Raw genomic sequence first — 13,264 nt, 5'->3', positions numbered from 1 at the left:
TGGATGCCGGTGGCGGCCGTGGTGGGGACGGCGACGACGGCGGGGGGATGAAGCTCAAACCCACGCGCATCCGGGAATTGCTGGCCAATGTCCTGATCGCGGCGGTGATCGCATGGGTGGCGACGCGGCTGGCCTACGCGAGTTTCCCGCCGATCTCCACCATCGCCGGCGCCTCGCTGTATCCGGTCGCGATTCTGGAGGCCGCCCTCGGCTTCTATATCCGGATCCGGGTGAGCAACAGTCAGATCGGCGCCGATTCCCGCCAGTTGCACCCGATCACCGTCGCCCGGGCTCTCGCGCTGGCGAAGGCCTCGGCTCAGGTGGGGTCGCTGGTGGCCGGAGTGTGGCTCGGGTTCCTGCTGTGGATCTTCCCGCAGCGGGGGGATCTGCGGGCGGCCGACGCGGACTATCCGGGCGCGCTGATCGGATGCGGGGCCGGTATCGCCCTTGCCGTGGCCGCCCTGTGGCTCGAATACTGCTGCCGGGCCCCCGACGATCCGACCGACGATCCGGCGCCGTCGTAGGTCGGATCGCCGTGATCGATCCCGCCCTTTCCGACCTGGGCGATGATGAATATCGCGGCTACCCTTGCGGTCATGGTTTCACCGTCCCGCAGTAGTACTTCCGCGCGCGGCCGGGAAGATGTGGGCAAGCTCTTCCTCGGCGCACTCGTCCTACTGGGTCTGGTGGCCAGCGTATTTCTCGTGCTGAGCGACAGTCTGCAATTCATCCGGGTCGGATTGGTGGTGGCGCTGTGGGCGGCGGTGCTGGGCGCCTGGGCGGCCGGCCGGTACCAGGCGAAAATGCGTGATCTGCGCCGCATCTACGAACTGGAACTCGAGCGTGAGATCAGTGCCCGCCGTGAGCACGAACTCGGCGTCGAATCGCGGGTGCGTGCCGAACTGGGTGCCGACGCGACGGAAATGGCGGCGCTGCGTGCCGAACTGACGGTGCTGCGGCGGCAGTTGGAGCGGCTCTTCGACGGAGATCTGCCGGAGGAGCGGCCCGCGCTGCGCGCGTCCGCCTTCCGTCTCCAGGAGCTGTCCGGCGCCGAGGACCGGCCGGGGCTCGCACCCGGCTGGCAGGGACCCGAAGAAGGCGAGCGACGGGCCGTGGACGCCTGGGCGAACGCCGCCGCGGGCTGGTCGTATGCCGCAGACGGCTGGGTCGATACCGAAGCCGGGACCGCCGAACCGGCGAGCGACACCGGTGAACGCAAGGCGGTGACCCCGGTCTACGAAACCGACCACCCGGGCCGGCCGCGGTTCGCGAGCCCCGACGACGCGCCGGTCACCGCGGAAACGGCGATCGTCCGCCTCGACGACGATCCGCCCTACGGGCCGCCCACCTCCGAAATCTCGGGGCCGAGCTGGTCGGACGCCTTCACCGAGGTGTACGACGAACCGGACGGCGACGACGACCGCTACCGCCCGCTGCTGCGCGACGAACCCTTCTACGGTCCGCCCGCACCGGACAGCGAGGCCCCGGACTCCCGCCCGCCGGTCGCCGCCGTGCCCGCAACGGCCGTAGCCGCCGAACCGGCCGAGCCCGTGGTCGACGGCATGTCCATCGATGGAGATACCCGAGAACCGGCCGCGTCCGCGGCGGGCAAGCTGTTCCCCCGTTCGGCGAACTCCCGGCGCCGCCGCACCCAGTCCGACGCCGCCGGGAACCGACGGCTGTCGGTCGCCGAGATCATGGCCAACCTGCGTCAGGAAGAGGAGCAGCGCAGCTCCTGAAGTGCGGCATATATCACCCGGGGCGCCCATGGCGCATCGGCCGGAGCCGGCCCTATCCTCGACTCGTAACGTCCGGTACCCGCAGCGCGGGACTGGAACGACTTCGAGAGGACACTGTTGACCTCGCCACGCGTGACTCCTGGCAACCCGGCCGCGAGTGGTGATCCAGCGCCCGCACGACTGACGGTAGGCATCGTCTCGGCGGGACGTGTGGGATCAGCCCTCGGCGCCGCGCTCGAGCGCGCCGGACATGTGGTGTTCGGCGTCGCCGCGATCTCCGACGCTTCGGTGCGCCGCGCGCAGTCCCGGCTGCCCGAATCGCAGATCCTCCCGGTCGAGGAGGTCGCGGCCCGCAGCGAGCTGCTGATCCTGGCCGTCCCGGACGCCGAGCTGGCCGGTCTGGTCCGCGGCCTCGCGAGTTCGGGCACGGTACGTCCCGGCACGATCGTGGCCCACACCTCCGGAGCCAACGGCATCGGTGTACTCGCCCCGCTGCGGGAAGCCGGTGCGCTCCCGCTGGCCGTGCATCCCGCGATGACCTTCACCGGTCACGACGAAGATCTGTCCCGCCTGGCCAACGCCTGTTTCGGGATCACCGCCGCCGACGAGATCGGCTATGCCATCGCCCAGTCCCTGGTGATCGAGATGGGCGGCGAACCGGTCCGGGTGGCCGAGGAACACCGCACGCTCTATCACGCCGCGCTCGCGCACGGCAGCAACCATCTCGTCACGCTGGTACTGGACGCGGTGGAGGCGCTGCGTCAGGCGCTGGCCGGACCCGGTCTGCTGGGCCAGCAGACGGTCGACGACCAGCCCGGTGGCCTGCCGGAACGTCTGCTCGCCCCGCTGGCCTCCGCCGCCCTGGACAACGCGCTGCGCCGCGGCCAGGCCGCGCTCACCGGTCCGGTGGCCCGCGGCGACACAGCGGCCGTCGCGGCGCACCTGGAGGCCCTCACGGCGGCGGATCCCGAGATCGCCGCCGGGTACCGCGCCCTGTCGCGGCGTACCGCCGAACGGGCACAGGCCCCCGCCGAACTACGCGAGCTGCTGGAGGACCACCAATGAGGCGATACCTCCGCCTTCGCTGCGGCCTCCGCCGATCCCAGGTACTGCTTTCGGGGGAGGTTGGATGAGGCGGCATCTTCGCCTTTGCTGCGGTCTCCGTGGATTCCAGGTATCGGCTTCGAAGGAGGCTCTATGACGAACCCGTCCCTGCGCGGTGCGTACCGTGCCGGCGAGCTCACTGTGCAGCACGATCCGGCCGTGCTCGGCAAAGTCGTTCGCGCGCTGCGCGGTACCGGCCGCACCGTCGGCCTGGTTCCCACCATGGGTGCCCTGCACGAAGGCCATCTCGAACTGGTGCGCCGTGCCAAACGGACCAACCAGATCGTGGTGGTGTCCGTCTTCGTCAACCCGCTGCAGTTCGGCGCCGGCGAGGACCTGGACAGCTACCCCCGCACCCTCGATGCCGACGTGGAGTTGCTGCGCGGCGAGGGAGTGGACCTGGTCTTCGCGCCGAGCGCGGCGGATATGTATCCCGAGGGCCCGCGGACGACCGTGCAGCCCGGACCGGTCGGCGCCGACCTCGAGGGCGCCTCCCGGCCGACCCATTTCGCCGGGATGCTCACCGTGGTGGCCAAACTGCTGCAGATCGTGCACCCGCACGAGGCATTCTTCGGTGAGAAGGACTACCAGCAGCTCACGCTGATCCGCCAGATGGTCCGCGATCTGAACTTCGACGTGAAGATCGTCGCGGTGCCGACCGTGCGCGAATCCGACGGCCTGGCGCTCTCCTCGCGTAACCGCTACCTCGATCCCGGCCGGCGCGAGCTCGCGACCACGCTGTCCGCCGCGCTACTGGCCGGCGCGCGGTCCGGGGCGGCCGGCGCGGACGCCGTCCTGGAGGCCGCGCACGCGGTCCTGGCCGCCGCCCCCGAGATCGAACTGGACTATCTCGAACTGCGCGCCGCCGACCTGGGTCCCGCCCCGGAATCCGGCAACGCCCGGCTGCTCATCGCGGCCCGCGTCGGCACCACCCGGCTGATCGACAACGCTCCCGTCCGATTGGGAGCCCCGCTCGACGGCCACCCCGACGCCGACCTGGTGACCCCCGACTCTCGGCGGCCCGTGCCGAGCGGCCCGAACGGGACGAGAGCCCAGTGAACCCGCTGTCCGCCCGATCCGATCGAGGCGCACGCCCGTTCACACCTTTCGTCTACTCCGGACGGTCGGCCATCAATACAGAAAGGCGACGATGATGTTGCGCACCATGATGAAATCGAAGATCCACCGGGCCACCGTGACCCATGCCGATCTGCACTATGTCGGGTCGGTGACCATTGATCAGGATCTTCTCGATGCGGCCGATCTGCTCGAGGGTGAGCAGGTCTGCATTGTCGACATCGATAACGGAGCCCGTCTCGAAACCTATGTGATCGCGGGCGAGCGCGGGTCCGGGGTGATCGGTATCAATGGTGCCGCGGCTCATCTGGTCAACCCTGGTGACCTGGTCATTCTCATTGCCTACGGCATGATGGACGAGGCCGAGCTGCGCGAGTACGACCCGAAGGTCGTGTTCGTCGATGACCGTAATCGTCCGGTCGAGCTGGGCTCGGATCCGGCGCACGCGCCGGCGGGCTCGGATCTGATCAGCCCGCGCAACCTGACCTTCGTCTGACGGCGCGGTGACCGCATGCTCCTGACCATCGATGTCCGTACGACCAGCACGGTGGTCGGGCTGACCGCGGGTTCCGGATCGCAGGCCGAATTGGTCCGGCATTGGCGGATCCATACGAATCCGTTGCATACCGCCGACGAGTTCGCGATGAGTCTGCGCGGGCTGGTGGGCCCCGATCTCGATGCGGTGACCGGGGTGGCAGGTCTGTCGACGGTGCCGCCGGTATTGCGCGAGCTGCGCTTCATGCTGGATCGGTACTGGCAGCACGTACCGCATGTGCTGGTGGAACCGGGCGTCCGGACCGGTATTCCGCTGCTGGTGGACAATCCGAAAGAGGTCGGCGCGGACCGGATAGTGAACAGTCTCGCCGCCCATCATCAGTTCGGTGGCGCCGCGATCGTGGTGGATTTCGGTGTGTCGATCTGCGTCGATCTCGTATCGGCGAAGGGGGAGTTTCTCGGCGGTGTGATCGCACCGGGGGTGGAGACCGCGACCGAGGCGCTGACCGAGCGGACCGCGTTGCGCCGGGTGGAGTTGAGCAGGCCCCGGTCGGTGGTGGGTAAGAACAGCGTCGAATGCATCCAGTCCGGGGCGATCTTCGGTTTCGCCGGCCTGGTGGACGGGCTGGTCGATCGTATCCGGGACGATATCGACGGTTTCGCCGATGCGGGGGTCGCGGTGGTGGCCACCGGTGCGGCGGCTCCGCTGATCATCGATGAATCAGAGACCATCGAGCACCACGAGCCCCATCTGACGATCACCGGTCTGCGGCTGGTCTTCGAACGCAATCAGCGCCGCGCTCGTGGCTGATACCGCCGTCCGAGCCTGTGACGTATTCCGCTGATTCGAATGTGGCCGAGCCGACGCCGGCTTGCTAAGCTCACCGTGTGCTGAACCGCATGCGTACCCAGGAGTGTTGTCGAGGCTGATTCGCCTCGACCGTTCGAGGCATTCTGCAGTCCTCGACCGTTTCTTTACTTCCTGGAGATGCGCTTATGCATTCGCCTGTTCTCTCGTCCGTAGTGCGTCGGCCGGCCCGCGATAATCCCGCCGCGGCCGCGAATCCGATTCCTGATCGTCCGATCGCCCCGGCCCTGCCGACGCGGCTGCGCCCGGCGGATCTGCTCCGCCTGACCGACGAGACCGGTGAGGACGTGCTCGCCGGACGGTACGACCATCTGCTTCCCGCGGACGGTCTGTGGCCGGCGGTCGACCGCTGGGCCACCCGCCTGGTCGCCGACGACGAGGTCGATGTCTGGCTGATCAGCTGGACCCCGGACAAATCCACGAAACTGCACGATCACGCCGGCTCGCTCGGCGCGCTCACCGTGCTCAGCGGGGCGCTGGCCGAATACCGTTGGAACGGTACCGAATTGCGTCACCGGGTGCTGGCCGCCGGCGATCAGGCCGCGTTCCCCATCGGCTGGGTGCACGATGTCGTGCGCGCCCCCGACCGGATCGCGGTATCGGGCCTGTCCGGTACCGGACCGCTGGACCCCACCTTGAGCGTGCACGCCTACTCGCCGCCGCTCACCGCCATGTCCTATTACGAAGTGACCGGACACGGCAGCCTGCGGCGTACCCACACCGTTCTCACCGACCAGCCCGAAGGTGACCTCTGATGTCGCGACTGACCATTGATCAGATGCTGGACCAGGCCCGCGCGCAGTTGCGGCGGATCCATCCCGTAGAACTGCCCGCCGCGCTCGCCCGCGGGGCGATTCTGGTGGATATCCGGCCCGCGGCGCAGCGGGCCAGGGAAGGGGCACTGCCCGGAGCCCTGGTCATCGAACGGAATGTGCTCGAGTGGCGGCTCGATCCCAGCAGCTCGGCGCGCCTGGCCCTGGCCACCGATCACGATGTCGAGTGGGTGGTGGTCTGCTCGGAGGGCTACACCTCCAGCCTCGCCGCGGCGTCGTTGCGCCAATTGGGGTTGCATCGCGCGACCGATCTGGTCGGCGGATACAAGGCGCTGGAAGCCGCCGGTATGCGATCGGTGGCCACCGGTGCCGCGCACTTCACCAGGGAAGTTCGTTCGCTCGCCGTTCTCTGAATTGTTGTCCTCGGCCGAATGCGGCCGGACGACAATACATTTCCGCTGTGCGTCGGCGCCCCGGGAAAATTCTAAGCAACCAAATGGTCTATTTCTCCCGGGCCGCCCTGCCGCGCCTTCCACAAGTGATTCCATATCGCGCGGTTGGGGCGGGCGGATGACGAATCGATTTGCGGTGCACGCTAGGGTGGTTCGCTGTGAGCAACCCGAACATCTCGTCATCCGGCGGCTCCGCGGGCGTTGTTCCCGCGGGGCGATCCAGCCGCTCTGTGGAGGTCGACGACGTCCCCGAGCAGATGCGGATCCGCCGGGAGAAGCGGGAGCGGCTGCTCGAGTCGGGCGGGGAGGCCTATCCCGTTTCGGTGCCGCGCACCCATGGCCTGGCCGAAATCCGGGCCGCCTATCCGGATCTCGCGGCCGATACCGCGACCGGCCGGATCGTCGGTGTGGCCGGCCGGGTCATCTTCATGCGAAATACCGGCAAATTGTGCTTCGCTCAGCTGCAGGAGGGCGACGGCACCACTTTGCAGGCCATGGTGAGCCTGAACGGTGTCGGTGCGGACGCGCTGGCGGCGTGGAAGGCCGATGTGGATCTCGGCGATATGGTTTTCGTGCACGGTGAGGTCATCTCGTCGCGTACGGGTGAATTGAGTGTCATGGCCGATTCCTGGTCCATGGCCGCGAAGGCACTGCGTCCGCTCCCGGTAGCGCATAAGGAGATGGGCGAGGAAGCGCGGGTCCGGCAGCGCTATGTCGATCTGATCGTGCGCCCGGAGGCCCGCCGGACGGCCCGTACCCGGGTGGCGGTCGTGCGCGCGCTGCGCAACGCGCTGGAACGCCGTGATTTTCTCGAGGTCGAGACGCCGATGCTGCAGACGCTGCACGGCGGCGCGGCCGCCCGGCCCTTCCGCACCCACTCCAATGCGCTCGATATGGATCTCTACCTGCGCATTGCTCCGGAATTGTTTCTGAAGCGCTGCGTGGTCGGCGGGCTCGAGCGCGTCTTCGAGATCAATCGCAACTTCCGTAACGAAGGTGCCGATTCCACCCATTCGCCCGAGTTCGCGATGCTCGAAACTTATCAGGCGTACGGAACCTACGACGACTCCGCACGTATGATCCGGGAATTGATCCAGGAAGTCGCCCAGGAAGCGCTGGGAACGCAGGTCGTCACACTTGCCGACGGTTCGGAATACGACTTGAGCGGTGAGTGGACAACGGTCGAGATGTATCCGTCGTTGTCCGAGTCGACAGGGGTGGAGGTCACTCCGGAAACAACTGTTCCGGAATTGCTCGAGCTCGCCGATCGGGTCGGTCTGGAAATTCCCGAAGGGAAGGGCTACGGCCACGGCAAACTGGTGGAGGAACTGTGGGAGCACAGCTACGGCGACAAGCTGTACGTGCCGACTTTCGTCCGCGATTTCCCGGTCGAGACGTCCCCGCTGACCAGGCAGCACCGGTCGCGGGCCGGTGTCACCGAGAAGTGGGATCTGTATGTCCGGGGCTTCGAGTTGGCCACCGGCTATTCGGAGTTGGTGGATCCGGTGATCCAGCGCGAGCGGTTCGTCGATCAGGCGCGCCTGGCCGCGGCCGGTGACGACGAGGCAATGGTGCTCGACGAAGACTTCCTGGCCGCGATGGAACACGGGATGCCGCCGACGACCGGAACCGGTATGGGAATCGATAGGTTGTTGATGGCGCTCACCGGATTGGGAATCCGGGAAACGATACTGTTCCCAATAGTGCGGCCGGTCGGCCGTTGAGCGAACGGTTTGCATAGCAGGCCGCTCGTCTTGGAATTTTCCGAATTCGAGGTATTCTTGCCTCGGGTAATCGGCCTGATTTTGCGGGCCGCACGATTTCGAGAGGACGTTCATCTCATGGCAAAGAAGGTCACCGTTAGCCTGATCGACGATGTCGACGGTGAGTCCATCGCGGACGAGACCATCGAGTTCGCAATCGATGGGGTGTCGTACGAGATCGACCTGTCGTCGACGAATGCAGCGAAGCTTCGGGACGAGTTGGAGCAGTGGGTGACCAGTGCCCGCCGGGTGAGCGGCCGGCGTCGGGTGAAGGCCGCTGTCGCGGCCTCCGGGAACACCAAGGCACGCGCCACGATGGATCGCGAACAAAGCGCGGCTATTCGCGAGTGGGCGCGCCGGAATGGTCACAAGGTTTCCGCGCGTGGCCGTATCTCCGCCGATATCACCGACGCGTACAACAAGGCCGCGAAGGGATAGTTCTTCTTTCAACCGTCGGGCGTGCTGATTATTCGCAGAACACGCCGACGGCTGGTCTTCTCGATAGCTATTTGGAATTACCGCTGGCCCCGGCGTCGAACGCCGGGGCCGCTGCGCCCGGCGGCGTTCCATCTTGCCCGAGCGGCCGACTGCCCGGCACCATAGATGTGATCGGCCGGGCCCGGTGCGCCGCAGTGCAAGAGGTCCGCAGTGTTCGGCAGTTGCTGCCGATATGGAGAGGTGAGGTATCGGCGCAGTGTCCGGATCCGTCGGTTCGTTCCTTCGATTCACCGATGACGAAGGCCGTAGGCGCGAGGTGATGTTGAGCCCCGATCGGCAGCGGATCACCATCGGCCGCTCCGCGGGTGCCGATCTGGCGCTGCGCTGGGACGCCGAGGTGTCGCGGCTGCACGCCGCCGTCGAATACCTCGCCGCGCACTGGACCATCGTGGACGACGGCCTTTCCCGTAACGGCACGTTCGTCAACGGCGAACGCATCAACGGCCGCCGCCGGCTGATGCCCGGCGACCGTATCCGGGTGGGCACCTCGCTGGTGTCGTTCCACGACTTCAACGGCGTCGCCGACGACGCCACCCGCGCCTCCGGCGCGAGTATGCCCACCGTGCGCTCGCTGACCGAGGCACAGCGGGGAGTGCTCATCGCGCTGTGCCGCCCGTTCAAAGGGGATGCCGGTTTCGCCGCCCCGGCGACGAACCAGCAGATCGCCGACGAGCTGTTCCTCAGTGTGGACGCCGTCAAGACCCATCTGCGCGCGCTGTTCGCCAAGTTCGGCGTCGAAGACCTGCCGCAGAACCAGAAGCGGGTCCGGCTCGCTGCGCTGGCCATGCGCAGCGGTCTGATCACCGATCGCGATCTGTGACGGCCGTCCCCCGGCCGCCTGCACCTTGATTACCGGATATCCCCAGCTCTGGGAGTCGTCCTGTTCGCTCTGGGCAAAACCGGAGTGGGAAACCAATCGGTGGGTAAGGGCGTTATGAGTGAATAGGTCTGCCGTCGGGCCCACATCTTTAGGGTGGAGCGGCGGCGGCGTAATCCCCTGCCAACTAGAGTGGGAGGCGGGGGCCGCAACCCCTGGCCTTCATGGCAGGCTGAAGCCGACGGTTGTCCACGACACACCACGGCGTCAGCCGGCCATAAAGTCCGGAGCAGGAGAGTGAGGGAGCGATGTTCGAGAGGTTCACCGACCGCGCGAGGCGTGTCGTCGTCCTGGCCCAAGAAGAGGCCCGGATGCTCAACCACAACTACATCGGCACCGAGCACATCCTGCTGGGTCTGATCCACGAGGGTGAGGGTGTCGCGGCCAAGTCCCTGGAGTCGCTCGGTATCTCGCTGGAGGGCGTGCGCAGCCAGGTCGAAGAGATCATCGGCCAGGGCCAGCAGGCCCCGTCCGGTCATATTCCGTTCACCCCCCGCGCCAAGAAGGTGCTGGAACTGAGCCTGCGCGAAGCGCTGCAGCTCGGTCACAACTACATCGGCACCGAGCACATTCTGCTCGGCCTGATCCGCGAGGGCGAGGGCGTCGCGGCCCAGGTGCTGGTCAAGCTCGGCGCCGACCTCAACCGGGTCCGCCAGCAGGTCATCCAGCTGCTGTCCGGATACCAGGGCAAGGAGCCCGTGGAATCCGGCGCCCGGGGCGAGACGGGTACCCCGTCCACTTCGCTGGTGCTCGACCAGTTCGGCCGCAACCTCACCCAGGCGGCCCTGGAAGGCAAACTCGACCCCGTCATCGGCCGCTCGAAGGAGATCGAGCGGGTCATGCAGGTGCTCAGCCGCCGTACCAAGAACAACCCGGTCCTGATCGGCGAGCCCGGTGTCGGTAAGACAGCCGTGGTCGAGGGCCTGGCCCAGGCCATCGTCAACGGCGAGGTCCCGGAGACGCTGAAGGACAAGCAGCTCTACACTCTCGACCTGGGTTCCCTGGTCGCGGGCAGCCGCTACCGCGGTGATTTCGAAGAGCGCCTGAAGAAGGTGCTCAAGGAGATCAACACCCGCGGCGACATCATCCTGTTCATCGACGAGCTGCACACATTGGTCGGCGCGGGTGCCGCCGAGGGGGCTATCGACGCGGCCTCCATCCTGAAGCCCAAGCTGGCCCGCGGAGAGCTGCAGACCATCGGCGCCACCACCCTCGACGAGTACCGCAAGTACATCGAGAAGGACGCCGCCCTGGAGCGCCGGTTCCAGCCGGTGCAGGTGGGCGAGCCGACCGTCGAGCACACGATCAATATCCTCAAGGGTCTGCGCGACCGCTACGAGGCGCACCACCGGGTGTCCATCACCGACGGTGCCCTGGTGGCCGCGGCCACCCTGGCCGACCGCTACATCAATGACCGGTTCCTCCCGGACAAGGCGATCGACCTGATCGACGAGGCCGGTGCCCGGATGCGCATCCGCCGGATGACCGCGCCGCCGGACCTGCGCGAATTCGACGACAAGATCGCCGACGCGCGCCGGGAGAAGGAATCGGCGATCGACGCGCAGGACTTCGAGAAGGCCGCGCGGCTGCGCGACAAGGAGAAGCAGCTCGTCGCCAAGCGGGCCGAGCGCGAGAAGCAGTGGCGCTCCGGTGACCTGGATGTCGTGGCCGAGGTCGACGACGAGCAGATCGCCGAGGTGCTGGCCAACTGGACCGGTATCCCCGTCTTCAAGCTCACCGAGGAGGAGACCACCCGTCTGCTCCGCATGGAGGACGAGCTGCACAAGCGGATCATCGGCCAGGAGGACGCGGTCAAGGCCGTCTCCAAGGCGATCCGCCGTACCCGCGCGGGCCTGAAGGATCCGAAGCGTCCGTCCGGCTCGTTCATCTTCGCCGGTCCGTCCGGTGTCGGTAAGACCGAGCTGTCCAAGGCGCTGGCGAACTTCCTGTTCGGCGACGACGACGCGCTCATCCAGATCGATATGGGCGAGTTCCACGACCGGTTCACCGCTTCGCGGCTGTTCGGTGCCCCTCCCGGGTACGTCGGCTACGAAGAGGGCGGCCAGCTCACCGAGAAGGTGCGCCGCAAGCCGTTCTCGGTCGTGCTGTTCGACGAGATCGAGAAGGCCCACCAGGAGATCTACAACACCCTGTTGCAGGTCTTGGAGGACGGGCGTCTCACCGACGGCCAGGGCCGGACCGTGGACTTCAAGAACACGGTGCTGATCTTCACCTCGAACCTCGGTACCTCCGATATCTCGAAGGCCGTGGGGCTGGGCTTCACCCAGAGCAACGCCGAGGGCTCGAACTACGAGCGGATGAAGCTCAAGGTCAACGACGAGCTGAAGAAGCACTTCCGGCCGGAGTTCCTCAACCGTATCGACGATGTGATCGTCTTCCATCAGCTCACCACCGACCAGATCGTGGAGATGGTGGATCTGATGATCGCCCGCGTCGAGCGGCAGCTGAAGAACAAGGATATGGCGATCACGCTCACCGAGAACGCCAAGAACCTGCTGGCCAAGCGTGGCTTCGACCCCGTGCTCGGTGCCCGGCCGCTGCGCCGCACCATCCAGCGTGAGATCGAGGACCAGCTGTCGGAGAAGATCCTCTTCGGCGAGATCGGCCCCGGCCAGACCGTCCAGGTCGATGTCGAGGGCTGGGACGGCGAAGGCTCCGGCGAGGACGCCCGCTTCACCTTCTCCCCGAAGGCCAAGCTCACCAAGGAAGACGGCGACAAGAAGCCCGAGGTCGTGCTCACCGGCGCGGGCGAGGGTTCGACCGAAGCCGCTTCGGGCGAGTAGCCACAGCGCGGTAAAGGGCCTGCCCACCGGTGCCACACCGGTGGGCAGGCCCTTGTCGTGTGGGTGAGAGGCCGCCTGCCCGTCGCGAGACATGCCGGTCGGTGCGCGCGCGTACGGTGGGGGCAGTTCATTCGATACGAATCGGGGGTATCACCATGACGAATCCGGACCTGACCACGATCGCGGTCCTGCTCGACCGTTCCGGCTCCATGCAGACCATCAAATCCGATACCGAGGGCGGGCTGGCCGCCTATTTCGACGAACAGCGGCAGGCCGAGAAAGCCGTGCGGGTCACCCTGGCGCAATTCGATACCGAGTACGAATGCGTGTATTCGAACGTTCCGATCGATCAGGTACCGCCGCCGGTGCTGCGGCCGCGCGGCGGTACGGCGCTCTACGACGCCATCGGCAAACTGGTCACCGATCTCGGTACCGAACTGGCGGCCCGGCCGGAGGACGAGCGGCCCGGCACCGTGATCGTGGTCGTCCTCACCGACGGGCACGAGAATTCGAGCCGCGAATGGACGCATGCCGCCGTACGGTCCCTGATCGAACAGCAGCAGAACGTCTACAGCTGGGATTTCCTGTTCCTCGGCGCCAATATGGACGCGGTCGAGATCGGGAGCGGTCTCGGCTTCGCCCCGCAGCAGTCCATCACCTACGGGGCGGCCCCGGCCGGTGTCGCCGGGGTCTTCCGGGCGGCAGGAGCGTATTCACGGCGTCTACAGGCCCCGGCGGGAGCATCGGGCTCGGCGCGCGCGGCCGGGTTCACCGAGCAGGAGCGCCGCGACGCGAACCCGGGCTGAACCGAGGG

At 67.0% G+C, this 13,264-nt stretch carries 13 protein-coding genes; all 13 read left to right on the top strand.

All coding sequences use genetic code 11. The features are described from left to right. Positions 1–47: 47 nt before the first annotated feature. The 13 genes from IG75_RS0126990 (at position 48) to IG75_RS0126930 (ending at position 13,256) form a co-directional block, all read left to right on the top strand. The gene (locus IG75_RS0126990; RefSeq protein WP_030524149.1) at positions 48–524 is read left to right on the top strand and encodes a DUF3180 domain-containing protein; all 477 of its coding nucleotides are present in this window, start codon (positions 48–50) and stop codon (positions 522–524) included. Between the two features lie 72 nt (positions 525–596). After that, on the top strand, positions 597–1,739 hold the full coding sequence (locus IG75_RS37555) for a DUF6779 domain-containing protein (protein WP_156059186.1): 1,143 nt from the start codon (positions 597–599) through the stop codon (positions 1,737–1,739). A gap of 117 nt (positions 1,740–1,856) precedes the next feature. Then, positions 1,857–2,804 (top strand): Rossmann-like and DUF2520 domain-containing protein, encoded by a 948-nt coding sequence (locus tag IG75_RS0126980; RefSeq protein ID WP_373863764.1) that lies wholly within the window; start codon positions 1,857–1,859, stop codon positions 2,802–2,804. Between the two features lie 132 nt (positions 2,805–2,936). Then, the gene (gene panC / locus IG75_RS0126975; protein WP_030524146.1) at positions 2,937–3,902 is read left to right on the top strand and encodes a pantoate--beta-alanine ligase; all 966 of its coding nucleotides are present in this window, start codon (positions 2,937–2,939) and stop codon (positions 3,900–3,902) included. 94 nt (positions 3,903–3,996) lie between these two features. Further along, positions 3,997–4,416, top strand: coding sequence for an aspartate 1-decarboxylase (gene panD, locus IG75_RS0126970; RefSeq protein WP_030524145.1), 420 nt, complete (start codon positions 3,997–3,999; stop codon positions 4,414–4,416). A 15-nt stretch (positions 4,417–4,431) separates the two neighbouring features. Continuing rightward, complete coding sequence (locus IG75_RS0126965; protein WP_030524144.1) at positions 4,432–5,226, top strand: type III pantothenate kinase; 795 nt, start codon at positions 4,432–4,434, stop codon at positions 5,224–5,226. 185 nt (positions 5,227–5,411) lie between these two features. Next, positions 5,412–6,038 (top strand): cupin domain-containing protein, encoded by a 627-nt coding sequence (locus IG75_RS0126960; RefSeq protein WP_081877163.1) that lies wholly within the window; start codon positions 5,412–5,414, stop codon positions 6,036–6,038. A gap of 8 nt (positions 6,039–6,046) precedes the next feature. Continuing rightward, complete coding sequence (locus IG75_RS0126955) at positions 6,047–6,469, top strand: rhodanese-like domain-containing protein (RefSeq protein WP_030524142.1); 423 nt, start codon at positions 6,047–6,049, stop codon at positions 6,467–6,469. Positions 6,470–6,765: 296 nt separating this feature from the next. Further along, positions 6,766–8,232, top strand: a complete 1,467-nt coding sequence (lysS, locus tag IG75_RS0126950; protein WP_051715026.1) for a lysine--tRNA ligase — start codon at positions 6,766–6,768, stop codon at positions 8,230–8,232. A gap of 117 nt (positions 8,233–8,349) precedes the next feature. After that, positions 8,350–8,709, top strand: a complete 360-nt coding sequence (locus IG75_RS0126945; protein ID WP_030524140.1) for a histone-like nucleoid-structuring protein Lsr2 — start codon at positions 8,350–8,352, stop codon at positions 8,707–8,709. A gap of 319 nt (positions 8,710–9,028) precedes the next feature. After that, entirely contained in the window at positions 9,029–9,589 is a 561-nt protein-coding gene (locus IG75_RS0126940) for an FHA domain-containing protein (RefSeq protein WP_081877210.1), read from the top strand. Between the two features lie 305 nt (positions 9,590–9,894). After that, positions 9,895–12,450, top strand: a complete 2,556-nt coding sequence (locus IG75_RS0126935) for an ATP-dependent Clp protease ATP-binding subunit (RefSeq protein WP_030524138.1) — start codon at positions 9,895–9,897, stop codon at positions 12,448–12,450. Positions 12,451–12,605: 155 nt separating this feature from the next. Further along, positions 12,606–13,256, top strand: coding sequence for a vWA domain-containing protein (locus IG75_RS0126930; RefSeq protein ID WP_030524137.1), 651 nt, complete (start codon positions 12,606–12,608; stop codon positions 13,254–13,256). The last annotated feature ends 8 nt before the right edge of the window (positions 13,257–13,264 follow it).

It is taken from the genome of Nocardia rhamnosiphila NBRC 108938, from assembly GCF_000720425.1.
Lineage (GTDB): Bacteria > Actinomycetota > Actinomycetes > Mycobacteriales > Mycobacteriaceae > Nocardia > Nocardia rhamnosiphila.
This window is presented reverse-complemented; position numbering and strand designations above follow the sequence as displayed.